At 52.2% G+C, this 24,895-nt stretch carries 21 protein-coding genes and 1 other RNA gene; 14 read left to right on the top strand and 8 right to left on the bottom strand.

The features are described 5' to 3' along the window. The first annotated feature begins 37 nt into the window (after nucleotides 1–37). The 5 genes from gap (at nucleotide 38) to eno (ending at nucleotide 6,028) form a co-directional block, all read left to right on the top strand. Nucleotides 38–1,048 carry a type I glyceraldehyde-3-phosphate dehydrogenase gene (gap, locus tag DFP95_RS22225; protein WP_115994895.1) on the top strand — a complete coding sequence of 337 codons (1,011 nt, stop codon included), beginning with the start codon at nucleotides 38–40 and terminating at the stop codon, nucleotides 1,046–1,048. A 160-nt stretch (nucleotides 1,049–1,208) separates the two neighbouring features. Next, on the top strand, nucleotides 1,209–2,390 hold the full coding sequence (locus tag DFP95_RS22220; protein ID WP_115994894.1) for a phosphoglycerate kinase: 1,182 nt from the start codon (nucleotides 1,209–1,211) through the stop codon (nucleotides 2,388–2,390). A 12-nt stretch (nucleotides 2,391–2,402) separates the two neighbouring features. Further along, nucleotides 2,403–3,158, top strand: coding sequence for a triose-phosphate isomerase (tpiA, locus tag DFP95_RS22215; RefSeq protein WP_115994893.1), 756 nt, complete (start codon nucleotides 2,403–2,405; stop codon nucleotides 3,156–3,158). A gap of 1 nt (nucleotide 3,159) precedes the next feature. Beyond that, the gene (gene gpmI, locus DFP95_RS22210; protein WP_115994892.1) at nucleotides 3,160–4,692 is read left to right on the top strand and encodes a 2,3-bisphosphoglycerate-independent phosphoglycerate mutase; all 1,533 of its coding nucleotides are present in this window, start codon (nucleotides 3,160–3,162) and stop codon (nucleotides 4,690–4,692) included. A gap of 43 nt (nucleotides 4,693–4,735) precedes the next feature. Continuing rightward, on the top strand, nucleotides 4,736–6,028 hold the full coding sequence (gene eno, locus DFP95_RS22205) for a phosphopyruvate hydratase (protein ID WP_115994891.1): 1,293 nt from the start codon (nucleotides 4,736–4,738) through the stop codon (nucleotides 6,026–6,028). Nucleotides 6,029–6,125: 97 nt separating this feature from the next. On the opposite strand, the gene DFP95_RS22200 is transcribed toward eno, so the two are convergent. The 3 genes from DFP95_RS22200 to DFP95_RS22190 form a co-directional block, all read right to left on the bottom strand. Continuing rightward, nucleotides 6,126–6,689, bottom strand: a complete 564-nt coding sequence (locus tag DFP95_RS22200) for a dihydrofolate reductase family protein (protein WP_245987854.1) — start codon at nucleotides 6,687–6,689, stop codon at nucleotides 6,126–6,128. 88 nt (nucleotides 6,690–6,777) lie between these two features. After that, nucleotides 6,778–7,572: a helix-turn-helix transcriptional regulator gene (locus tag DFP95_RS22195; protein WP_115994889.1), complete on the bottom strand. Its 795-nt coding sequence runs from the start codon at nucleotides 7,570–7,572 to the stop codon at nucleotides 6,778–6,780. A 153-nt stretch (nucleotides 7,573–7,725) separates the two neighbouring features. After that, nucleotides 7,726–8,760 (bottom strand): LCP family protein, encoded by a 1,035-nt coding sequence (locus DFP95_RS22190; RefSeq protein WP_115994888.1) that lies wholly within the window; start codon nucleotides 8,758–8,760, stop codon nucleotides 7,726–7,728. Between the two features lie 219 nt (nucleotides 8,761–8,979). Here DFP95_RS22190 and DFP95_RS22185 point away from each other — a divergent pair, with 219 nt between their 5' ends. The 7 genes from DFP95_RS22185 (at nucleotide 8,980) to ssrA (ending at nucleotide 17,074) form a co-directional block, all read left to right on the top strand. Continuing rightward, entirely contained in the window at nucleotides 8,980–9,744 is a 765-nt protein-coding gene (locus tag DFP95_RS22185; RefSeq protein ID WP_115994887.1) for a sugar phosphate isomerase/epimerase family protein, read from the top strand. A 159-nt stretch (nucleotides 9,745–9,903) separates the two neighbouring features. After that, nucleotides 9,904–11,094: a GNAT family N-acetyltransferase gene (locus DFP95_RS22180; RefSeq protein ID WP_115994886.1), complete on the top strand. Its 1,191-nt coding sequence runs from the start codon at nucleotides 9,904–9,906 to the stop codon at nucleotides 11,092–11,094. A 124-nt stretch (nucleotides 11,095–11,218) separates the two neighbouring features. Beyond that, a complete protein-coding gene (gene secG, locus DFP95_RS22175; protein ID WP_115994885.1) occupies nucleotides 11,219–11,455 on the top strand; it encodes a preprotein translocase subunit SecG in 237 nt (78 codons plus the stop codon). Between the two features lie 135 nt (nucleotides 11,456–11,590). Then, entirely contained in the window at nucleotides 11,591–14,596 is a 3,006-nt protein-coding gene (gene rnr, locus DFP95_RS22170) for a ribonuclease R (RefSeq protein ID WP_115994930.1), read from the top strand. Nucleotides 14,597–14,745: 149 nt separating this feature from the next. After that, nucleotides 14,746–15,681 (top strand): aspartate carbamoyltransferase, encoded by a 936-nt coding sequence (gene pyrB / locus DFP95_RS22165; RefSeq protein ID WP_115994884.1) that lies wholly within the window; start codon nucleotides 14,746–14,748, stop codon nucleotides 15,679–15,681. 360 nt (nucleotides 15,682–16,041) lie between these two features. Beyond that, nucleotides 16,042–16,524, top strand: coding sequence for an SsrA-binding protein SmpB (gene smpB / locus DFP95_RS22160; protein WP_115994883.1), 483 nt, complete (start codon nucleotides 16,042–16,044; stop codon nucleotides 16,522–16,524). A gap of 187 nt (nucleotides 16,525–16,711) precedes the next feature. Continuing rightward, nucleotides 16,712–17,074, top strand: a transfer-messenger RNA (tmRNA) gene (ssrA, locus tag DFP95_RS22155). Between the two features lie 384 nt (nucleotides 17,075–17,458). On the opposite strand, the gene DFP95_RS22150 is transcribed toward ssrA, so the two are convergent. Both DFP95_RS22150 and DFP95_RS22145 read right to left on the bottom strand, forming a co-directional pair. After that, nucleotides 17,459–18,607 carry a sensor histidine kinase gene (locus tag DFP95_RS22150; RefSeq protein WP_115994882.1) on the bottom strand — a complete coding sequence of 383 codons (1,149 nt, stop codon included), beginning with the start codon at nucleotides 18,605–18,607 and terminating at the stop codon, nucleotides 17,459–17,461. Then, nucleotides 18,604–19,290: a response regulator transcription factor gene (locus DFP95_RS22145; RefSeq protein WP_115994881.1), complete on the bottom strand. Its 687-nt coding sequence runs from the start codon at nucleotides 19,288–19,290 to the stop codon at nucleotides 18,604–18,606. Before DFP95_RS22145 ends, DFP95_RS22150 begins: the two co-directional genes overlap by 4 nt. 202 nt (nucleotides 19,291–19,492) lie before the next feature. Between DFP95_RS22145 and DFP95_RS22140 the strand changes: the two genes are divergently transcribed. Together DFP95_RS22140 and DFP95_RS22130 are read left to right on the top strand one after the other, a co-directional pair. Beyond that, the gene (locus tag DFP95_RS22140; RefSeq protein WP_147304207.1) at nucleotides 19,493–19,972 is read left to right on the top strand and encodes a DUF6220 domain-containing protein; all 480 of its coding nucleotides are present in this window, start codon (nucleotides 19,493–19,495) and stop codon (nucleotides 19,970–19,972) included. Nucleotides 19,973–20,282: 310 nt separating this feature from the next. Further along, nucleotides 20,283–22,526: an MMPL family transporter gene (locus tag DFP95_RS22130; RefSeq protein WP_115994878.1), complete on the top strand. Its 2,244-nt coding sequence runs from the start codon at nucleotides 20,283–20,285 to the stop codon at nucleotides 22,524–22,526. 194 nt (nucleotides 22,527–22,720) lie between these two features. On the opposite strand, the gene DFP95_RS22125 is transcribed toward DFP95_RS22130, so the two are convergent. Genes DFP95_RS22125 through DFP95_RS22115 form a run of 3 tightly spaced genes read right to left on the bottom strand, consistent with a single transcriptional unit; the run spans nucleotide 22,721 to nucleotide 24,882 of the window. After that, nucleotides 22,721–23,080, bottom strand: coding sequence for a hypothetical protein (locus tag DFP95_RS22125; protein ID WP_115994877.1), 360 nt, complete (start codon nucleotides 23,078–23,080; stop codon nucleotides 22,721–22,723). Nucleotides 23,081–23,082: 2 nt separating this feature from the next. Next, nucleotides 23,083–24,489: a hypothetical protein gene (locus DFP95_RS22120; RefSeq protein WP_115994876.1), complete on the bottom strand. Its 1,407-nt coding sequence runs from the start codon at nucleotides 24,487–24,489 to the stop codon at nucleotides 23,083–23,085. After that, on the bottom strand, nucleotides 24,490–24,882 hold the full coding sequence (locus DFP95_RS22115) for a hypothetical protein (RefSeq protein WP_115994875.1): 393 nt from the start codon (nucleotides 24,880–24,882) through the stop codon (nucleotides 24,490–24,492). It abuts the gene before it with no gap. Nucleotides 24,883–24,895: the final 13 nt, after the last annotated feature.

The following is a 24,895-nucleotide window of genomic DNA, read 5'->3' as shown; positions in this document are numbered from 1 at the left end:
TCAAAAAAATCATAGTTATTCCAAGGAGGAACCAATCATGGCAGTAGTAAAAGTTGGTATCAACGGATTTGGTCGTATTGGACGTAACGTATTCCGCGCTTCCCTGAACAACCCGAACGTAGAAATCGTGGCGATCAACGACCTTACGGACGTTAGCACGCTTGCTCACCTTCTTAAATATGACACGACGCACGGCAAATTGGACGGAACGGTTGAAGTGGGCGAAGGCGCGCTTATCGTAAACGGCAGAACGGTTAAAGTATTCGCGGAGCGCGATCCTGGCAACTTGCCTTGGTCTTCCGTAGGCGCTGAAATCGTCGTTGAATCCACGGGTATTTTCACGGCGAAAGAAAAAGCCGAGCTTCACTTGAAAGGCGGCGCGAAGAAAGTCATCATCTCCGCACCTGCTACGAACGAAGACATCACGATCGTTATGGGCGTTAACAACGACAAATACGATCCTTCCGCTCATACAATCATCTCCAACGCATCTTGTACGACGAACTGCTTGGCTCCTTTCGCCAAAGTGTTGAACGACCAGTTCGGAATCGTTAAAGGCATGATGAACACGATTCACTCGTACACGAACGATCAAAGCGTATTGGATCTTCCTCATAAAGACCTGCGTCGCGCTCGCGCTGCAGCGGAAAACATCATTCCTTCTTCCACGGGCGCAGCGAAAGCCGTATCCCTCGTATTGCCGGAATTGAAAGGCAAATTGAACGGTATGTCCATGCGCGTACCTACGCCTAACGTATCCGTTACGGATCTTGTAGCGGAATTGAAAGTTAACGTTACGGTAGAAGAAGTTAACGCGGCTCTGAAAGCTGCTGCGGACGGTCCTCTGAAAGGCATCTTGAACTACTCGGAAGAGCCGCTCGTATCCAGCGACTACAACGGCGATCCTGCTTCTTCCACGATCGATTCGTTGTCGACTATGGTTGTCGAAGGCAACATGGTTAAAGTTATCTCTTGGTACGATAACGAGTGGGGCTATTCCAACCGCGTTGTAGATTTGGCTGCTTTCATCGCAAGCAAAGGTTTGTAAGATTCAATTTCATAACAAGCTAACGTCCCGGGTTGCACAGCGAACCGGGACACGCTTTTGCAACGAGCAAGTTATGCGTGACGGACACGAGGCAGGGCTCTCTTAAGCGGAGCCTAGCTTTGCGCCCGGGGATTTACAGCCACCCTAGGAGGTTTGACTCTTGAACAAAAAAAGCGTTAGAGACGTCGATGTTGCAGGGAAAAAAGTATTCGTCCGGGTAGATTTCAACGTACCGCTCGAGAACGGAGCCATTACGGACGATACGCGGATACGCGAAACGTTGCCGACGATTAAGTTTCTGATCGAAAAAGGCGCTAAGGTCATCCTCGCTAGCCATTTAGGCCGTCCTAAGGGCGAAGTCGTTGAAGAATTACGTTTGACGCCGGTTGCTGCACGGTTGTCCGACCTTCTGGGCAAGCAAGTGAACAAAGCCGACGAAGTCGTGGGCGCAAGCGTACAAGCAAAGGTTGACGCGTTAAAAGACGGAGACGTCCTTCTGCTCGAGAACGTGCGGTTTCATCCGGGCGAAGAGAGCAACGATGCGGAATTGTCCAAAGCTTTCGCCGCATTGGCCGATTTGTTCGTGAACGACGCTTTCGGAGCGGCGCACCGCGCGCATGCTTCCACGGAAGGCATCGCTCACCATATCCCGGCCGTGTCCGGTCTGCTTATGGAGAAAGAGCTTGACGTGCTCGGCAAAGCGCTTCATAACCCAGAGCGCCCATTCACTGCGATCGTTGGCGGATCCAAGGTTAAAGACAAAATCGACGTCATCAGCAAGATGATCGAGATCGCGGACAACATCATCATCGGCGGCGGTCTTTCCTATACGTTCCTCAAAGCGCAAGGCAAAGAAATCGGCAAATCCCTGCTCGACAACACCAAGCTGGAGCAATCCCTTGGATTCATCGAGAAGGCGAAACAACTCGGCAAGAACTTTTACCTCCCGGTCGACATCGTTGTCGCCGACGGCTTCAGTGCATCCGCTAATACGCAAATCGTAGACACGGACTCCATCCCTGCGGATTGGGAAGGCATCGACATCGGACCTAAGACGCGCGAAATCTACGCGGATGTCATCAAGAACTCCAAGCTTGTCGTCTGGAACGGACCGATGGGCGTATTCGAAATCGAGCCGTTCTCCCACGGCACGCGCGCGGTCGCGCAAGCTTGCGCGACGACGGATGCTTACACCGTAATCGGCGGCGGAGATTCCGCGGCTGCGGCCGAGAAGTTTAAGCTGGCCGACAAGATGAACCATATTTCCACGGGCGGCGGAGCGTCGCTGGAATTCATGGAAGGCAAAGTTCTTCCTGGCGTAGTAGCGCTAAACGACAAATAGAGGTGAACGAAAATGAGCAGAACACCGATTATCGCGGGTAACTGGAAAATGTTCAAAACGGTAGGAGAAGCTACGGCTTTCGTGTCCGAAGTGAAAGGCAAAGCGGAAGTCTCCGGCGTGGAGAGCGTTATCTGCGCTCCTTTCACCGCTCTTCCCGCATTGGTCGAAGCGGTTAAAGGCACGACGATCAAGGTAGGCGCGCAAAATCTTCACTTCGAGGACAACGGTGCCTTCACGGGCGAGATTAGCGGCGTATTCTTGAAGGATCTTGGCGTTCAATACGTCATTATCGGTCACTCGGAGCGTCGTCAATATTTTGCCGAGACGGACGAGATCGTGAACAAGAAAGCCCACGCGGCATATCGTCACGGCTTGACACCGATCATCTGCGTAGGCGAGAAGCTCGAAGAGCGCGAAGCCGGACAGACCAAAGAAGTCGTACGCGTACAAACGGAAGGCGCGCTTGCGGGATTGTCCGCCGAGCAAGTAGCTACGTCCGTTATCGCATACGAGCCGATCTGGGCGATCGGAACTGGAAAATCTTCGACTTCCGAAGACGCGAACGAAGTGACCAGCTACATTCGCGGCGTCGTTGCAGGACTATACAGCGCGGAAGTGGCTGAGCAAGTTCGCATTCAATACGGCGGTAGCGTTAAGCCGAACACGGTAGCCGAGTACATGGGCCAATCCGATATCGATGGCGCTTTGGTAGGCGGAGCTAGCTTGGAGCCGGCTTCCTACGTGGCGTTAGTAGAAGGGGCGAAGTAAGATGGCAGCACCGAGACCGGTAGCTCTCATTATTCTTGACGGCTTCGGATTGCGCGAAAGCACGCACGGCAACGCCGTCGCGCTCGCCAACAAACCGAATTTCGACTTGCTGTGGAAAACCTTCCCCCATACGACCTTAACGGCAAGCGGAGAAGCCGTAGGATTGCCGGAAGGTCAAATGGGCAACTCCGAGGTGGGTCATCTGAACATCGGGGCGGGGCGCATCGTGTACCAGGATTTAACCCGTATTTCCAAATCGATTCGCGATCAGGAATTTTACGATAACTCCACGTTGCTGGGCGCTGTTCGGCATGCGAAGACGAACAACAAGAAGCTGCATCTGTACGGCTTGCTATCCGACGGCGGCGTGCATAGCCATATCGCGCATTTGTTCGCGCTGCTGGAATTGGCGAAGAAGGAAGGCTTGGATCATGTATACATCCATGCCTTCCTAGACGGACGCGACGTGTCCCCGGACAGCGCGGTCGGTTACCTGACCCAATTGCAAGGCAAGATCGAAGAGCTCGGCGTTGGACAGGTCGCGACGATCCAAGGTCGCTATTACGCCATGGACCGGGATAAGCGTTGGGAGCGGACGGAGAAATCCTACCGCGCCATGGTATACGGAGACGGCCCGACGGCGACGGATCCGATCGGAGCGGTCAAGGAATCCTACGAGAGATCGGTATACGACGAGTTCGTCATGCCGACGGTAATCGTAGGTGCGGACGGCAAGCCGGTAGGGCTCGTGGAATCCGAAGATGCGGTCATCTTCTTCAACTTCCGTCCCGATCGCGCGATTCAGCTGTCGAACGTATTCACGAACGAGGATTTCCGCGGCTTCGATCGCGGATTGAACTTCCCGAAAAATCTGTATTTCGTCTGCATGACTCTTTTCGCGGAAACCGTAGGCGGGTTCGTTGCGTATAAGCCTAAGGAGTTGGATAACACTCTCGGCGAAGTACTTGTGCAGCATGGGAAAAAGCAGCTTCGTATCGCCGAAACCGAGAAATATCCGCACGTAACGTTCTTCTTCAGCGGCGGTCGGGATCATGTGCTGGAAGGCGAGACGCGAATTCTCATCAACTCGCCGAAGGTCGCGACTTACGACTTGCAGCCGGAGATGAGCATCTACGAAGTGACGGATGCTCTCGTGAAGGAAATCGAAGCGGAGCACCATGACGCGATCATCCTCAACTTCGCGAACGCGGATATGGTCGGTCATTCCGGAATGCTGGCACCGACGATCAAAGCCGTGGAAGCGACGGACGAATGCCTCGGCAGAGTGGTTGACGCGGTAACGGCCAAAGGCGGCGTCTGCGTTATCATCGCGGATCACGGCAATGCGGACATGGTCATCGACGACAACGAGCGTCCGTTCACGGCGCACACGACGAATCCGGTGCCTTGCATCGTGACGGAAGCCGGACACGTGCTTCGCGAGGGCGGAATATTGGCGGATGTCGCGCCGACGATCCTGGCGCTTATGCAGCTTCCTCAACCCGAGCAAATGACGGGCAAAGCTTTGTTTTAATTAAACCATCTTAAATCTAAACCCCATTAAAGGAGCGTTACTCATGACGATTATTTCCGACGTATATGCACGCGAAGTACTGGATTCCCGCGGTAACCCGACGGTAGAAGTAGAAGTTCGTTTGGAATCCGGAGCTCTTGGACGCGCTATCGTACCATCCGGCGCATCCACCGGCGCTCACGAAGCGGTCGAGCTTCGCGACGGCGACAAAAGCCGTTACCTAGGTAAAGGCGTTCTGAAAGCGGTCGAGAACGTAAACATGATCATCGCTCCCGAAATCATCGGCTACGATGCTCTCGAGCAAGTCGTTATCGATCAGAAGCTGATCGAAATCGACGGTACGCCTAACAAAGCTAAGCTCGGAGCTAACGCAATCCTAGCGGTATCCATCGCAACGGCTCGCGCCGCTGCGGAAGCTTTGGACGTGCCATTGTACACGTACCTTGGCGGATTCAACGCGAAAACGTTGCCGGTTCCTATGCTTAACATCATCAACGGCGGAGCGCATGCCGACAATAACGTCGACGTTCAAGAATTCATGGTTCTGCCTGTCGGCGCTCCAACATTCGCGGAAGCACTTCGCACGGGCGCGGAAATTTTCCACTCCTTGAAGAGCGTATTGAAAGCTAAAGGCCTTAACACGGCTGTCGGCGACGAAGGCGGATTCGCTCCTAACTTCGCTTCCAACGAAGAAGCGATCGTTACCGTTCTCGAAGCGATCGAGAAAGCCGGATTCAAACCGGGCGTTGACGTATTCCTCGGTATGGACGTTGCGTCCACCGAATTCTTCAAAGACGGCAAATACCACCTCGAAGGCGAAGGAAAATCCTACACGCCTGCGGAATTCGTTGACCTGCTTGCTAGCTGGGCCGACAAATATCCGATCATCACGATCGAAGACGGTTGCTCCGAAGACGATTGGGAAGGTTGGAAATTGCTTACAGAGAAATTGGGCGGCAAAGTACAACTCGTTGGAGACGATTTGTTCGTAACGAACACCGAGCGTCTGGCCGACGGTATCGAAAAAGGAGTGGGTAACTCCATTCTGGTTAAAGTTAACCAAATCGGTACGTTGACGGAAACTTTCGACGCCATCGAAATGGCGAAACGCGCGGGTTATACGGCGATCATTTCCCACCGTTCCGGCGAATCCGAAGACAGCACGATCGCGGACATCGCGGTCGCTACGAACGCCGGCCAGATCAAGACGGGTGCTCCTTCCCGTTCCGACCGCGTCGCGAAATACAACCAATTGCTTCGCATCGAAGACAACTTGGGTGCTACCGCTATCTACGGCGGCAAAAAAGCGTTCTACAACCTTAAAAACTTCAAGTAATTCTCTAGCGTCAGCTAGATCTCATACCTCTTAGTCAGTCGGAACGCAATATCACAAAAAGGCCGGACCCTTGCGCTTAAGCGCGGTCCGGTCTTTTTTAATTAACGACGCTATATCTTAGATGGACAGCACCGGGGCTCTCGATGACCCGCGTGCTCTTCAGTTCGATTCGGTCATTGCCGAACTGCTCGAACAATCGGATTCCCCGTCCGAACAGAACCGGAGCGACGTGAATCTGCAATTCGTCGAATAATCCTGCCCGAAGGAATTGCTGGGCGATATTCGCGCCGCCCATCACCCATACGTCTTTGCCGCGGGCGACTTCCCGAGCATGCGCGATCGCGCTGTCTATTCCCCAGGTGACGAAGGTGAATCCCGGAACTTTCTTAGCCGGCTTCGGGATCTCCGAACAAACGACGAACGCGGGAACCAAGAAGGGGGAAACTCCGCCCCAAGCCTCCTCTATGGCGATGTCGTACGTTCGGCCGCCAACGATAACGGCACCGGAGTTTTCTACGGTTTCTTCCATGATCTCTTCGTCGACGGAGGTTTTGGCTCCGAATATCCAATCGTGCAGCCGCAGTCCGCCTTCTCCCATGTTCGGTCCGGCGATAAACCCGTCAAGCGACATCGTAATGTCCAGAATTACTTTTCCCATCATCAACATCCTTCGTTGGAAATTTTTCCGACGATCAAGCGTCGCATCCCTATTCCTTCGTATTCTAGCACGAGGAACGGAGCCCGATTTCTTATCGATTGCGCGATCGCTTGACTCTCTCGAGAAAATGATTCATTAACAAAGGAAGAGAAATCAGAATGGGCGGATCGTCCGGACGCGGAACATGCAGCATAACCCTCTGATGGGGGACGAGCGAATTCATCCCGACGACGATAGGAGTCTTGGTGCGGGTGCGCAGAGTATGGTGCGGGAGTAAGATGTCCATGCTTTGCATGCCCCAAGGGACGGAAGTGGCCATGAGATAGTAGGTGCCCGGCTGGACGTCCGTGAAGCGAAAATGGCCGAGAGAAGAGAGAAGGGTGCCGTAGAGGGGGTAACCTTCGGGAATAGGCTTGGCGAATAAGCCGATGAGGATGACGCCGTGGAACGGAACCGAGGCCTCGATCGTCCCCTCTATTCGCGCTAAATTGCTGAAGGTGGGAATCCAGGTCGACCAATCGTCAAGCTCTCGCAACGATTGAAACGGATCGTTCGCGTGCTGGACGGAGTTGCGGAAGTTGGCCGGAGTAAGACCTACTTTGTCGGCGAAGCGGGTAGTGAACGTTCCCAGACTTTGTTGTCCGATCTCCATTCCGATATCCCGAACGCTTAGATTCGTGCGAAGCAACAGATCCTTCGCCTTCTGCAGCCGAAGGGAAGAAATATAATAGAGGGGCGAGAGACCGATTCGTTCCTTGAAAATCCGAGTGAAATGAAAAGGACTGTACGAGACGTGTTTGGCTAACCTCGAGAGAGGAATCGGATCGTAAATATGCTTATGGATATAGGCAATCGCCGCATCGATTTCCGAATAGCGTTCCGTCACGGGAGGTCCACCTTCTCTACATGTATTAGAACGTAAGTTCGTATAATAACTTTACCACAATTTGCATAAATGTGAATCTATTTATCCATTTTTAAACAAGAAAAAAAGCCGGTTGCATAGCGTGCAACCGACGGATTATCGCATGTATAGAATTCAACCGGCCAATTGCTCCCGAACATAGCTCCTGATCTGATCGGGATCGGCCACGAGAACATCCATGTCGCTGATGATCTGGTTCTTGAAAGCGCCCATCTTCGGGATTTGAATGCCCGCTAAGCGGCTAGTGTCGAGCTTCATGCCAAGCCGGGCTAGCTTAACGAGATCGCCGGGCGGGATGCTAGTCTCGATATAAGGCGCTATGCCGTTGAGCAATTGGGGAAGCTTAAGCAGGGACGTCGTTTTCTGCAGCTTGCCCGCGATGGCGGAGAGGAATTGTCGCTGCCGGTCGGAACGAGAGAAGTCGGACATGGCGTCGCTCCGGAAACGGACGTATTGCAATGCGGTGATGCCGTCGAGATGTTGCATCCCTTTTTCCAGCTTAATGCTGTATCTGGGGTCGTCTCTCTTATCGATATGGGTCATGTTCTTGTCGACTTCATAGTCGATTCCACCAAGCTCGTCGATCAACGAGATGAATCCTTCGAAATCGGTGTAGACGTAATAATGGATGGGCAGGTCGAGAAGGTTGCCGACGGTCTCCATGGAGAGGAGCGGGCCGCCCATCGTAATCGCGGCGTTGAGCCGGTTCGAGCCATGCCGGGGAATATCGACGTAGGTGTCGCGTAGAAGAGAGAACAAATGAGTGCTCTTATCGACGGGATCGATGGACGCGACCATCATCGTATCGGAGCGGGGCTTGGCGTTGCTCTTGACCCCTCGGGAATCGCCGCCGAGAAGTAGGATATTGATGCGTTCGCTTCCGCTCCATTCGGGAGGCTCGACGACGGGAACGGGAATCGGGGTGCTGCCGTCCGTAGGAATATGCATGCTCGGCGGTTGGACAACTTGCGGGGCTACGTAGATTTTGTCCGCGAAGGAGTAAATGGAGTACATGTAATAAGCGATAACGGAGGCGACGATCAGCGCGACGCCGCCAAGGCTATAAAGCCAGATTCTAAACTTCCTGCTTCTGTTCGTAGATGAGGATTTCTTAGGTGGGAGAGCCGGTTGAGCGGTTGGTTCGTCCATGCGCCCGACATCCTTTCCTTTCCGAATCATCGTCAACCATAATACGAGAGATAGAGCAGGAAAGTTGTTCCATTTTACAAAATGCCATATAAAGAGGACAAAAACCCTTATCGTGAGAACGCATACTTAAGCCTATAATAAAGGAGTTAAGAAGAAGCATTAGCCGCGCGGACTTACCGTTCGGACGAGGATTCAATCATAGGGATGGGTGGGAACGATATGAGTAAACCGCAAGTAGGCATTCAATTATATTCCGTTCGCGATCGCAGCGAGAAGGATTTCCTGGGTACGATCAAGGAGATCGGCGAAATCGGTTACCGTAACGTCGAGTTGGCTGGGTATTACGGACATTCCGCTAAGGAAGTTCGCAAAGCGTTGGAAGACGCGGGCCTTAATGCTCCATCCGCGCACGTTGGCTTATCCGTAGGCGACGACGCGATTTGGGATAAACTGAAGACTCAAGTCGATTACGGCTTGGAGCTTGGGTTGAAACGTTTTATCGTTCCGTGGTATCCGTTGGGCGACAACCCGACGTTGGCGGATGTTCATAAAATGGCGGACACTTTGGCGCAAGCCGCGAAAATCGTGCAAGACAACGGCTTGCAATTCGGTTACCATAACCATGCGTTCGAATTCAAGCCGGTAGAAGGCAAGCTCGTTATCGATCATATTCTGGAAAGAGTTCCGGCAGACTTGCTGTTCGCGGAATTCGACCTGGGTTGGGTGAAAGTAGCGGGTCAAGACCCTGCGGCATACGTGAAAAAATACGCGGGACGCCTACCCGTCGTTCACGCGAAGGATTTCAAAGAAGACGGCACGGATACGGAAATCGGCAAAGGCTCCGTTGATTGGGATTCGGCGCTTGCGGCATGCGAAGAAGCGGGCGTGGAATACGTCATCATCGAACAAGAGCGTTACGACGTTTCGTCTCTCGAGAGCGCGAAGCTGAACTTTGCTTGGTTTAAGGCGCTCGGCTGGCTGTAAATCATATCTTCGATTAATGGGAAGCCCGGCGAATGCCGGGCTTTCTTTGGCTATAAGGGCGAAGTCGTATTATACGATTGTTCTGCACCTTACTTAGGCGTATTTATTTTGATAGTATAGTGAGGAAGCTACGAGAACAGGGATTGGACGGTGCGGATAATGGAAATCAGGCAACTGCGCGCGAGCGATTACGAGGAAAGAATGGCGCTATCGCAATATGCATTTCAATATCAGCTGACGCCAGAGGATATGGAGAAACGGCGAAGCAAGTACCTTCCGGAGCAGGATTGGGGCGCTTTCGACGAACAGGGCGCATTGCTGTCGGCTCTCTTGCTGATCCCGTTGGAAGCATGGGTTCAAGGAAAGCTGTTCTCGATGGGCGGAATCGCGGGCGTCGCGACTTGGCCGGATGCGAGAAGGCAAGGCTGCGTCAACAAACTGCTCGTTCAAACGTTGGAGACGATGAAGAACAACGGTCAAACGATCAGCATGCTGCATCCGTTCTCATTCCCCTTTTATCGCAAATACGGTTACGAGCTAACGGTCGAGCGCAAGAAATATACGATCGAGACGCGACTGCTTCCTCCGCGGAGAGAGACGCCGGGACAGGTAAAGCGCATGCCGAAGCCGGATATCGAGGTGTTAAACGGAGTTTATACGGCATATGCCTCCAGGTTCAGCGGTACGCTCGTTCGGACTTGGGACTGGTGGGAAAATCGGATTCTGACGAAGACCGGCAATGTCGCCGTCTATTATAACGAGAACGAAACAGCCGCGGGTTACTTGTTCTATCAGATCGAGAACGGCAAGCTGACGGTTCACGATTGGGCGAGCACGACGGAAAATTCCCGCGTAGCGTTGTGGACCTTCATCGGCAATCACGATTCGATGATTACGGAAGTGAATATTATCGTGCCGGCGGACGATCCTCTACCGTATTTGTTGCCGGACCCACGTATTAAGCAGGAGGTCATTCCGTACTTCATGTCGCGAATCGTGGATGCGGAGGCTTTCATCGAAGGATATGCTTGGGCGGCGAGCGAGCGGGCGGAATCCGTAACGCTTGAACTTAGCGATGCGCATGCTCCGTGGAACAATGGAGTGTATCGGCTGGATTGGAGTGCAGAGGGCTCGGGACGCTTAGTACGGAAGGGCGAGGGTTCGGGTTCTTCGGACGTGGGGGACGGAGCGATCGTCTGCGATATTCAATCGTTGACGGCGATGCTGCTCGGAAATCGGAAGCCGTCGTTGCTGGTGGAAGCGGGAAGGATTCGCGGCTCGGCGGACGAAGTTAGCAAGCTCGAGATCCGTATCCCGGAACGGACGTCGTACTTAATGGATTTCTTCTGATCTTGGATGGCGGAGAGTTCCGAGTGACATTTTCTCGCAGAAAATAGAGACGGTTGTCAACGGGACTCGCTGTGTGATAAAATAAGAATACTGTTTTTGTATGGGTAATTAGGGGGTGTAAGGGATGGACGTCGTTCTTAAAATAATTCTGGTTATTTTCTCGTTAGGGTTGATAGCGGTAGTTCTTCTGCAGCGCGGTAAGAGCGCGGGCTTGTCGGGCGCGATCTCCGGCGGCGCCGAGCATTTGTTCGGTAAACAGAAGGCGCGCGGTATCGATTTGTTCTTGCAGCGTCTAACGATCGGATTAGCTGTAGGTTTCTTTATCCTTTCTTTGGTGGTCGCTTATTTCGTGAAAAACTAACCAACAGAGATCAGGCAGGGAGCGCGAGCTTCCCTGCCTTTTTTTGTGCGATTGCGCATGAGGTGAGAAGGTTCATCCGGTTGCCGAGGACGCAAAATGTGTATACTATACTTGGACGAGGTGATACGGATGCCGATGTGCACAGAGCAGGAGTTGCTCGATTTCATGCGGGAAACCGCTTATAAACCTATGACTTACAAAGAATTAGAGAAGCATTTCGGCATAGAGGATGCCGCCGAATTCAAGGCATTCCTGCGATTGCTGACCGAAATGGAGCAGGACGGTAAAATTCTGCTCACCCGTACGGAGCGCTATGGCGTCCCGGAACGGATGAATTTGTTGCGCGGACGCATACAGTCCCATCCGAAGGGATTCGCCTTCTTGATTCCCGACGACAAGGAGCACCCGGATCTGTACATTCATGCCAACGACATGAAAGGTACGATGAACGGGGATATCGTACTCGCTCGCGTCTCCGCCAAGAACGAGAACGGCAAGCTGGAAGGCGAGATCGTTCGCATCGTTAAGCGGTCGATCACGCAGGTAGTCGGCTTGTTCCATAATCATGAGAGCTACGGATTCGTGGTGCCGGACGATAAGCGGATCAACAAGGATATTTTCATTCGGGGAGAAGGCTTCAAGGGCGCGGTGACCGGACAGAAGGTCGTCGTGAATATCTTGACTTACCCGGAAGGCCGCGCCGCCGCGGAAGGCGAGATTATCGAGATTCTCGGACATAAGGACGATCCGGGCGTCGATATTCTGAGTATCATCCGCAAGCATGGCTTGCCGGAGAGTTTCCCAGGAGACGTCATCGAGGAAGCCGAAGACGCTCCCGATACGATCACGGAGGACGAGATCGTTCAGCAGGGACGTCGGGATTTGCGCGACAAAGTCATCGTAACGATCGACGGAGAAGATGCCAAGGATCTGGATGACGCCGTCAACGTAGAACGATTGCCGAACGGCAACTTCGTGTTAGGCGTACATATCGCCGACGTAAGCTATTACGTGCGCGAGAAATCGAAGCTGGACGAAGAGGCGTATAACAGGGGTTGCAGCGTTTACTTGGTCGATCGCGTCATTCCGATGCTTCCGCATCGGTTGTCCAACGGGATCTGTTCCTTGAATCCGCAGGTCGATCGGCTTACGATGTCGTGCGAGATGGAATTCGAGCCGGATACGATGAAGCAGGTTCGCCACGATATTTTCACGAGCGTCATTCGGACGACGGAGAGAATGACGTACACGAACGTTCGTAAAATATTGAACGAAGAAGATCCGGAAGTGACCGAGCGGTATTCCGGATTGGTAGACACCTTCAAGACGATGCGCGAATTGGCTATGGGCTTGCGTTCGATGAGGATGCGCCGCGGGGCGATCGATTTCGAATTCCAGGAATCGAAGGTTATCGTGGACGAGCAAGGCAAACCGGTCGAGATCGTGAAGCGGGAGCGTTCGATCGCCGAACAAATTATCGAGGAATTCATGCTCGTGGCGAACGAGACGGTGGCGGAGCATTTCCACTGGTTGAAGGTTCCTTTCATCTACCGGATCCATGAAGAGCCGACCAACGAGAAGCTGATGACGTTCATGCAGTTCGCCAGCAACTTCGGCTATGCGGTACGGGGCAAAGGAAACACCGTTCACCCGCGCGCGTTGCAGACTTTATTGGAAGAGATCCAAGGTACGAAGGAAGAGACGGTCTTGAGCACGATGATGCTCCGGTCGATGAAGCAGGCGAAGTACGATGCCGAGAGCTTGGGGCATTTCGGATTGGCCGCGGAGTATTACTCCCACTTCACTTCTCCGATTCGTCGTTACCCGGATCTCGCTATCCATCGGGTTATGCGCGAGGTGCTGGAAAACGGCGGTACTTTACCGGAAAATAGATTCGACGCGCTTAACGCGCGCATGCCTGACATCGCAACGCAATCTTCGGAACGAGAGCGAGTGGCGGTCGACGCGGAGCGGGATACCGAGAAGCTGAAGAAAGCCGAGTTCATGCTGGACAAGATCGGCGAGGAATTCACGGGCATGATTAGCGGCGTGACGAGCTTCGGAATGTTCATCGAGCTGGAGAACACGGTGGAAGGCCTCATTCGTCTTAGCGATATGACCGACGACTACTATCACTTCCATGAGCTGCATATGGCCTTGATCGGCGAGCGCACTTCGAAGATTTACCGGATCGGCGACGAGGTGAAGATTCGCGTCGGCCGCGTGAACATGAGCGACCACACGATCGATTTCGAGATGGTGGATATGAAGTCTCGCAGCGGCAACCGCGTTAACTTCGTGGATGCGCGCGGACCGGGCGGCTTCGACCGGAAGCGCAAGAAGCAGAACGCGGCCGGCAAGTTCGTCGGCATCGGCGGCAATGGTCGCGGCGAACGGGGCGGAAGAGGCGGCGGCGGACGCGGAGGCCCTGGCGGCGGCCAGCAGGATCGCGGCGGACGGGCTTCCTCCGATAACAGGCCGGGGGCTAATGGCGGCGGTGCTGCGGCGAATGCAGGGACGGACGCAAGCGTCGCGGTCGGAAGCAGTAAGCGCAAGCGGAAGCCGAAGAACAAAGGCGCAGCGTTAGAGGTTCAAGCGCCGGTGGAGTCGGTAGGCATTCAGGCACCGCTGGTTCATGCGCCAGCTGCCAACGTGGGCGAACGTTCGAAACGCAAAGGCGGCGATCGGGAGCGTTCCGTTCCGGTCAACGGAAATGGAAGTGGCAACGTCGCTTCCGAATCGAGAAGCAACGGCTCGGGTAATGGGAATGGTAACGGCGCAGGCCCATCCGAATCGAGAAGCAACGGCTCGGGGAACGGAAACGGCAGCGGCCATTCCGAATCGAGAAGCAGGGGGAATGGCTCGTCCAGCCAAGGCTCGAGAAGCTCCGGCGTTTCGGAGACTTCTTTCCCGGCTAGGCGCGGCAAGCTGGATATGTGGGGACTTCCTCGCTCCGGCAACTACCCTAAGAACGCCGATGACGGCACGGATGGTGGCATGTCCTCCAAGCCTCGCAAAGGCGGAGGCGGGAATAACGGCGGACGTCAGAATCGGGCGCCGAAGCCGTTCACGAAGGCGGAAGCCTCCGTTCCTAAGCCGAGCGGCGAGAAGGCAAGAAGGCAGAGAAAACCGAAAGAATAACATAAGGAACCTTCCGGAGCCATTGACCGGAGGGTTCTTTTTCCGCGTGCGGATATCGTCGAAAAAAGCTCGAATTCCATTTTACAAAATTCGCCGTATCTTATAGGATAGTACTTAGTGTGTACGGAGACGTCGGGGAGGCTGACAGGATGAAACAGAACTATCACGTGCTTGGGGCGAAGCAATTCGAGAGGGAACAGCTAGAGGAATTATTCGATGCGGCTAAGGCGATGGAAGGCGTCGTCAAGCGGGGCGGGGACAGACGGCACGAGGGCAGGATCATGACTTCGCTGTTCTTCGAAGCCAGCACGCGGACGAGGCTGTCGTTCGAATCGGCGATGCACCGGTTGGGCGGCGGCGTTATCGGGACCGAGAATGCGGCGCAATTCTCGTCGGCGATCAAGGGCGAGACGCTCGAGGACACGATTCGGATCATTAGCGGCTACAGCGACGTCATCGTGATGCGGCATACCGATATCGGGGCGGCGAAACGCGCAGCGAAGGTGTCGAGCATTCCGGTCATCAACGCGGGAGACGGAGCGGGAGAGCATCCGACGCAGGCGCTGCTGGATGCTTACACGATTCGCAAGGAGCTTGGCAGAATCGACGGATTGCATATCGCTATGGTCGGGGATCTCGCGTATGGACGGACGGTTCACTCTCTCAGTTATATTTTGGCCAACTACCAGGATGTCGTGGTTCATTATATTTCGCCGGATAACGTGCGGATTCCGGAGAATGTTAAGCAGTACATGGACGAGAAGGGCATTCGTTACGCCGAGTCGAACGACCTCGACTCCGTCGCGGGCTCGATAGACGTACTGTACCAGACGCGGATTCAGAAGGAGCGGTTCCCGTCTCTCGACGAGTACGAGAAGGCTGCCGGACAATTCATCGTCGACGCCGAGCTCATGGACCGGATGCGCAAGGACTCGGTCGTGCTTCATCCGCTTCCGCGCCTGGGCGAGATTACGGAGGAGGTCGATTCCGACCCTCGCGCGGCGTACTTCCGCCAAGCCGTGAACGGCTTGTACATTCGGATGGCGCTGATAGACAAGTGCATTACGGAGTCTCAGGGCAAGTAGGTTGGGGTGGAGACGGAGTAAGCAAAGATGGTTCGTTAATTCGGCGGGAATGGCGCTGGGCGGGCGGAGTTAGCGAAGCTAGTTTGTTAATTCGGCGGGAATGGCGCTAGGCTGGTGGAGTTAGTGAAGATAGTTTGTTAATTCGGCGGGAATGGCGCTAGGCTGGTGGAGTTAGCGAAGTTAGTTTGTTAATTCGGCGGGAATGGCGCTAGGCTGGTGGAGTTAACGAAGTTTGTTCGTTTATTCCGGTTGGATTTCGTTCGGTTGATGGCGCGGGTCGGCGCATGCTATAATGAATGTCCGGCAAGCGTTGTCATGCCGGTACAATGAACGGCACGGATAGCGGAGAGGTGAAGGAAAATGGGCAAGAAAGATCAGTTCGACAAGCCGTTGGCTCAGAATAAGAAGGCGTCCCATGATTACTTCATCGAGGAAGCCATCGAAGCAGGAATGGTGCTAACGGGTACGGAGATCAAGTCTCTACGAACGGGCCGCGCGACATTAGGCGATGCTTTCGCAACGATACGTAATGGCGAGATGTTCCTGCACAACATGCACATCAGTCCTTTTGCGCAAGGTAATCGCAGTAATCCGGATGATCCGACTCGGGCCCGCAAGCTTTTGCTGCATAAAGCTCAGATTACTAAGATGCTTGGTTCGGTAAAGCGGGACGGATACACGTTGGTTCCTCTCCGAGTTTACATCAAGAACGGCTTCGCCAAATGCTTGATCGGTTTAGGTAAAGGGAAGAAGCAGTACGACAAGCGTGAATCGGATGCCAAGCGGGATTCGCAGCGCGATATTCAGCGGATTCTTCGCGAAAAGCAGAAAGTCAGCAGATAATGATTTGATGCATAAGCGGAGTCTTAGGGCATGGGAATGAAGTGCCATCTTTGCCATCAACAACTTTAGTATCTGTAAGCCGCACGTGTTATAATATATGAAGTAACGATGCTTGATCTTCACTCTCTTCTCTTTTTCGGAGAGTGCCTGGATGTCCAACCGCGAATGCGGTGGCGACCAGTTTCTCGGGGGCGTTTATGGATTCGACGGGGATAGAACGAGCGTGGGTAGCGGGTAGTAGGGCTGCGTCTGCTTCAACAACGCGGAAAGCCTATTAAATGGCAAACAACAACCAACTTTAGCAGCAGCCTAAGAAACTGACTGTTAAGCTTCTACTCTCCATCGCCCATGTGGCGGGATAGGGGCCAACTTTAGTGGGATACGCTAGCTAGTCTCCGCCTGGGGCTGACTAGAGGAAGATAATCAGGCTGACCTGAAGGGAATCCTGTGACAGGGAGTCTCTAGGGTGACATCAAATCTGTCACTACACCCGTAGAAGCACATGTGGCGTTGTCTTCGGACAGGGGTTCGACTCCCCTCGCCTCCACCATAAGAACACTGACCGCATGAGGTCAGTGTTTTTTTGTGGAGAAAATAGGGGAGTCGACCCAGTCCGAAGGAGGACATGGGGGTTCGATCACGCGGAAGGGAGCGGAGTGGACTGAGCACGCAATTCAATTTTACCGCTAAGAACGTCATCATCGAGTTTTCTTCGTGAGCCATTCAATTCGGAATTGGATACTCCCCTTAAGCCGCCACCATACAAATAACTCCCCAAGCAATCGACACGAAGTAGTCGGTTTCGTTTGGGGAGCCGATTGTCGAAAGACAAGAACAATATTCGAGAGAAAAAACATCGAAGAAGCCATGTTTAGCGTAGCCTTGGTAATGAACTTCGGCTGGAGTGAATTCGATCAATTCAAGCAAGGAATTATTAATTATTATTATATTTACCCGAAGGCAAATAAACGGTAAATGTCGTACCTTGATCAGGCTCGCTCTCGACGCGGATGAAACCGCCGTGGGCCCTGACCAAATGATGAGCGATCGATAATCCGAGCCCTGTTCCCCCAGTATGCCGCGAACGGGCCTTTTCCACGCGATAAAAACGATCGAATAGATGGGTCAGCTCATCGGCTGGAATACCGATGCCGGTGTCTATCATGGAGACACATGTATAGACTGCATTCAGATCCAGGACCTTGTCTTCAATGACAACCGAAATCTTTCCGCCTTCCGGCGTGTAGCGGATTGCATTAGTCAATATATTAATGAACACCTGCGTGATCCGTCTCGCGTCGGCCATCACCGTTATTGGCCTCGTGTTCGAATAGAAGCTTATTTCCAATCCGTTATCGTCAGCCTCCATTTTCACGTCATCAACGATTTGTTCGAGTCTTGCGGACAGATCGAGCGGTTTGCAATCCAATGTCAACCGACCCGCCTCAGCCAGCGACAATACATGAAGATCTTCCACAAGCAGGCCTAAGCGAATCACTTCATCATGGAGTCTAAGCAGCATTTCAGGAGGGACGGATTGACCGGTCTGTTGAGCGTTTTCTAATTTTAGCTGCATGATAGACAGCGGTGTTCGAAGCTCGTGAGCGACATCAGCTACCAAACGTCTGCGGGCATCCTCGGCTTCACGCAGGCGAAATGTCATATCATTGAACGTTTTGGCGACTTTTCCATACTCATCTTTCGAGTCTACAGGCACTTTGACGTTCAGGTCGCCCTGCGTCACGCGCTCTATGGCGGCAATAAGCTTTTTGAGCGGAAGGGTAAGCACCCCCGATATCCAAAAACTGAAAAACAACCCGATCGCAACAAAAAAGAACAAGCGCATGCCGTTCGTGACTTTGAGCAGCGCGTTCAGCCGCGTATGTTCAAGGATATAAGATTGGAACATTTCGATTCGCTCATCGGGGGAGGCGCTCAAATAGTCGGCATCGTTTTGTACCCTTTGAAATTGATCGATCAAGCCGCTTGTGTAAACTTGCGTCGTAAGGGAGAAAGTGAAACTAACGATGAGCACGAGAAGACCCATACAGGCAAATATTTTCATGCGTACCGTCAGCTTCATGATTGTTCACCGAATCGGTAACCGAAACCGTATACCGTCTGTATATATCGGGGATTGGTCGGATCGTCTCCCAACTTGCGGCGAAGATTCCGGATATGGGAATCCATCGTTCTTTCGTATCCCATATATTCATCCTCGAGTGCGGATTTTAATAATTGCAGGCGGCTGAAAACAATACCGGGACGCGCAGCCAACGTGTACAAAATTTTGAATTCCGTCGGTGTCAGTTGGATCTCCTGACCGTCCTTGAATACCTTACACTTGACCTCGGAAATGATCAGGTTGTCTCTTTCCAAGGAAATCGACCTGTCTTCAGGTCCGTGCAAGCGGCGAAGTAAAGCTCGGATGCGCGAAGCAAGCTCGCGCAAGCTGAACGGCTTCGTCAAATAATCGTCCGCACCGATTTCCAGACCGACGATTTTATCCGATTCATCCGATCGGGCCGTGACCATTATAATACCGCAATGCGAGGTTTGCCTTAATTCACGGCATACCTCGATGCCGCTTTTCTCGGGGAGCATCCAATCAAGCACGACGATATCAGGCCGTTCAGAGCGCGCAATTGTAAGCGCATCCTTGCCGGTGCAGGCCGTCAATACCCGAAACCCTTCACGTTGCAGATAGGTGTGCATCTCTTCAAGCATGCCCTGTTCGTCCTCTACAAGCAACAATTTCGGTTCCATTCCAATCACATCTTTCCAGTTTAGTCTGCTTAAATTGGGAAAATACACCTTACCGAAAATTATACCGTAATTGAACATGTTCTTGGAGAAATCCACACAAAAGGGGGAGGATCTGCATAAGTTCTCGACATTTATTGTTTATACTGACTGGGAAACGAGAGAAAAACCCGATCGATCATAATTTAACGAAAGCGAGGTTTCAATGATGAGCAACCTATCCCTAAACCGAAGTGAACCTGAAGTCGGGGATCGTGCGGTGGAAATAACCAATCTTTCACCGCTCGCAGTTAGAGCGCGTTTGGTGTTTAAGGCAATGGTAAGGATATTTGCGATTTGCATTTTGATTCAGGTGTTTCTTGCCGGTCTAGCACTGTTTTGGGATTCGGCACAATGGGCCAGCCATACAGGCTTTGCCAGATTGCTGATCATTGTTTCGATCCTGATACTCGGGATTTCTTTCATTGCGCGGCTGCCGCTCTCTCTTCGACTGCGCAGTGCGGGTTTGTTCGGCATCATCATATTGATAGCGGTCAGCGCCGAATTACCGTCTGGAATTGGATATTTATCTGCTCTTCATCCGGTACTCGCTCTGCTGTTGTTTCTTGGGACTGTGTCCCTCATAAGGAAGACCGATGCCCTCAATAAAGAAAAAAAGAAAGAATCTGCGGAGAAAAGCGGTTAAATGGAGTTTCGATCACAATCTTCAACATGGATGGAGAGGAAAGATGCCACCCTAATCTATCCGATTATCTACTGGCCTTTCTATTCCTTATCACGTCTGGAGTATCGCTGCATCTGGTTGCGCATGATTATGAGAATAGAACTCATTGGTTTCGAAACATTGTATTTGTTCTATATGGAATGTCCGGTATCCTTGTTCTCTTTATTATTTTTCCAAGACTATGACTGAAAGACAGGCAAGTAATTCTAGAAACGTTCGAGCCTCCGAGCCATGGATGGAGTACGAGATTTGTTTAAAAGGAGAATCCGGAATGAAAGATCGATTAGGGATCCATAAATGGGTGGCGAGTCCAACAACCAGATGGGTTACTTTGCTTATTTGGTTAGTCGCTGCTTGGCTGCTGAACGCGTTGGCACCGCCGATTAGCAAAGAAGTCGTGAATAATGCTCCCCCGTTGCCGGACACCAGGCCATCCGTGCAAGCACGCGAAATGGTTGTGAGAGAATATCCGAACGCGGAAGATGCTATTGCCTTAATCGTGTGGCACCGCCAAGGAGGACTGACCGATACCGACCTGCAGCGAATCCAACAATTTACCGAAAGGTTATCGACACATCCCGTACCCTATCAGACATCCGTAGCGCCCTTGCATCAAATGTCGCTTCAAGCTTTGAAAACGAAGCTGTCGGAGGACGGCAGCACCATCGTCTCGCAAGTCTTCTTCAATAAAAGCGCGCAATCGAATGAGTGGAAGGAAGGGGTAGATCAAGCGAGGGAAGAAGCAACCGTCCTTTTCGGTTCAGATCCGTTCACCGTCGCCATCGATTCCTCGACCGATCTGAACGCAAGAGTTACCGGCCCTGTCGGCATACAGATCGACGCAACCGGAGTATTCGCTCAGGCCGACAAAACGTTGCTCTTCGGTACCGTACTTCTTGTGCTCGTACTGCTGCTACTCATTTACCGCTCGCCGATTCTTGCTATACTGCCACTGGTTGCCGTAGGCATCGCTTACCTCGTCATCAGTCCGATTTTGGGTTGGATGGTGCACGGCGGCATGATAACGGTGGAAAAGCAAGGAATCAATATCATGACGGTATTATTGTTCGGCGCCGGTACGGATTATTGCCTGTTCCTCATTTACCGGTTCCGCCAATTGCTCAAGACCGAACCGGACAAGGGCAAGGCACTTCGCGGCGCTATTTCCGGATCTTCAGGCGCAATCGCGATGAGCGGGTTAACCGTCATTCTCTCGCTCCTTGCGATGATCGCAGCGGAGTACGGTTCATTCCGACTACTCGCCGCACCGTTCGCGATTGCCATCTTCATTATAGGACTGGCCAGCTTGACGCTTGTACCTGCTTTGCTCGCCATTATGGGGCGAGCTTCGTTCTGGCCGTTCATTCCGAGGACGCCGGAGATGCTGGCCGAACTAGCCAAGAGCAAAGGTCAATCGGCCCCTACTGCGAGCAAGCCGTCGCGTAACTCGAGCGGTTCTCTTATTGTACGTCGGCCTTGGCTCATAATGGTCCTGACCTGCTTGATACTTGGCGGATTTGCCGTATTCTCGACTCAGGTTAAATTCACGTTCGATAAGCTGGCCATGTTCCCAGAAACGATGGCATCCCTCGAAGGATTCTCGGTCATTGGCGAGCAGTTCTCGCCCGGCGATCTTGCTCCCGTTAAAGTAATCGTGGATACCGACGGCAAGGATCTGGACGTTGCGCAGACTTTGGCCTCGCTTCCTTACGTGACGCAAGTATCCGAGCCGCAGGCAGGGAAGACGAACCCTTCAATTATGGCGTATGACGTACGGCTCAACCTGAATCCATATTCGATGGATGCGATGAATTTGATTCCGGAGCTCCGCCAATCGATCGAAGCAACGTTACTTCTGTCAGGTGACGCGAACGCTGCGAAACATGTATGGATTTCCGGAGAGACAGCTGAGCAATATGACACGAAAGAAACAAACATACGGGATATGCGCATCATCTTGCCGCTGATCATTGTCATGATCGCAACGCTCCTAGTTATGTATCTACGTTCTTTGATCGCTGCGACTTACCTTATTTTAACCGTATTACTCTCGTATTTGTCGGCTTTGGGAATAGGGTGGCTCGTCTTGCACCATATCCTGGGCATGGATGCGATTCAAGGGACGATACCGCTATATTCGTTCGTGTTTTTAATTGCTCTGGGCGAGGATTACAACATTTTCGTGATATCTTCCATATGGAAAAAAAGTAAACGTATGCCGTTGAAACAGGCGGTCTTGGAAGGCGTTGGCGAGACGGGATCCGTCATTGCATCGGCAGGCCTCATTCTTGCGGGTACGTTCGCCGTTTTGATCATGATGCCGGTTCAGTTGATGTTGCAAATGGGAGTCATCGTCGCGCTCGGAATTCTGCTCGATACGTTCGTTGTGCGTCCATTCCTCGTACCGGCCATTACGCTTCTTCTGGGCAAGTGGGCATTCTGGCCCGGACGCCGAAACTCCGCTTTAGGCTCGGATTTCACCTCTATCGAAAAGCAATTCGAGGCTGGTCGATAGCGAGGGATGGGGCTAAAATAAGTCGCTCCGGTCCGAAGGAGGACATTGCAGGATGGCTGATTCGCGGCGTGGAGAATGGGAAATGTCTTGAAACACAAACAAATGCCCTTCCGACTTCCTATTGGGAAGCGAAAGGGCTGAAAGTATTGCATTCACGTTATTCGATAAAACCATTGAAAGTCATATCTCGTTATTTACCAACGATAGTACTCTGTGCCTTCATTCTCGTCCGCTATATAGACAGTTACATTGCGAACCTTCAAGAAACCGGGTGCGTAACGATTTCCTTGGTCATCAACGAATTCGGATAAAGGGAAGCTGGATCTGCCGAGGGACAACACATCCACCACATAGTTGTATTTGTCATCAACAGTAATTTTTACATCGTATCGAACATCTCCGCTCCGGTTCTGTACGATCAAATTCGTTTTCGTAACGCCGATATCCGTAAAAGGAACCGTGCCGGATGGAACGGGGATGCATCCGGTCGTGAAGACGGCAAGGCAAACGATGAGCAACAATGATAATGTGTATTTTCTCAGGTTTGTCCGCATCGTCAACGTTCCTCTCGATTTGATTCAATAGATAGGCCAAGGTCGAAAAATAGATTGGGAGCGGAGGGATGGCTGCGATGCACTTCAACGGCAACAACATTAGTCCCCTGCACAAGCTTGTTCAAGTGCGCTTTCAGATCGATTCTCCGATAGAAATTAAAATCGTTCGCGAAGGCTAACGACGAATCGGATAAGAGTCCGGTTTCAATGGCGTCTCGGGATACGGCCTGACCATTTAAGTAAACGACATATCCATCCTCATAAGCGATATTCAGCGATAATCCTGACCAATCCTCCGGATTGCCATTCAATTCAAACGACTTGCGAAAATAATAAGTAGGGGACTTCCCGGCCTCCACGTTCGTTTCAATATAAGATTTCCGCTCGCCGACATTCGTATATCCGAAAGGAGCTCTGCCGATTTTCCAGTCTGAATCGTCGTATTCCGGACTTCGCCAATCGTCTGAAGGGAGTTTAACAATTTCACTGGGAAAAGTCTCGATAATCGGACCTTCTCCCGTTACATCGTACCCTTCGGGAATGGTCGTTATAATCTCCTTGCTGCCCGGATGATAGCTCCATACGGATTGGATGCCTACTAGCGGAATTTCCTGTTTGTGTTCGAATGAGTCAAGGTTAATCGTATTCTGTTCCAGGCGATCAAGCACATCTCCCTGTTGATTCTCGACTTTAATGGACAGCTTATTCTTGCTTACGTCGATGATCGTAAGGAAGGATGCTTCCTTCACCGCGGACAAGTCCCATACTCTCCAGCCATCATATTCGGTAGGCGTATAGTTAGAGGGCTCTACTTCAACGGACTTTTCGAGAGTGAAGACGGAATTTCCGATGAAAACCGCGGATATGCCGGCCGACCGGAAGGCACTCCATATTTCGGGACGCTTCGGATCTTCGCTAAGCCAGGCAAAGGCGAACGCTTGATTCGAACGATCGACGGTCTCTTTGAGCCATTCTAACTGAACATCTTCTGCATCCGATAATCGACGCGCGTTAAGGAAGAATAGCTTGGCGTTATCGTTACTGATCGAATATACGGTTTTTCCGTAACCCGGAAGCGTCGCGGACGGCACATGAGGATATTCTTGATTAAAAAGGCTATCCGTTGTAGAGCCATCATAGACGGGATAGAATTGAGACTTTTGCGCTTCGAGTTGATTTTGCAGCAATTGATCGGAAGCGGCAAAATAAGAAATGTCCCCGAATTGCTTCGTCCAATCCCCAAGTTCCCCTTGAACTTGGCTAAAGTAACCCAATTGAACCGACTTTGGCGGGGTGGGCGACTTGTTTCCCTTCATTGGAATATTCGACCAATAAAAAGAAGCAACAAGAATGCAAAAAGTCGCGAGTACAACTAGCGGAAGTTTATATTTATATAGAGTTGACATCATTCATCCCCCTCCTGCCGGCGAAGTATTAGGCAAGGCGGGCCACCACATTAAGGCGTGATAAACGGGTGGAAAGACGATAATCAAATTGGCAAGAAAGGCAACGATAAAGCCGATCGTCCATGGTTTCAGAGCAACCTCGATTCGTCCGATCGTCCAATGGAGTATAATCCATGTGGCCAACCAGACTACCAATCCCGCCACTTCTTTGCCGGCATACGGACCGATCCCCCACCAGCCGGGAATCACGGAACCCATCTTTAGCAATAAAGGGTTGGCTCTGACCGGATTGTATACGCTCCATAAATGACAGAATGTCGTCGTTACAATACCGAGCCATACCGAAAGCAGTACGGCTACGATTTCGCCTGATTTTGGCTGTTTATGTGCTTGCATGATGTTCTCCCCT

The organism is Cohnella lupini (assembly GCF_003386205.1).
Lineage (GTDB): Bacteria > Bacillota > Bacilli > Paenibacillales > Paenibacillaceae > Cohnella > Cohnella lupini.
The sequence above is the reverse complement of the archived record's forward strand: the minus strand, read 5'-3'. Positions and strand labels throughout refer to the sequence as shown.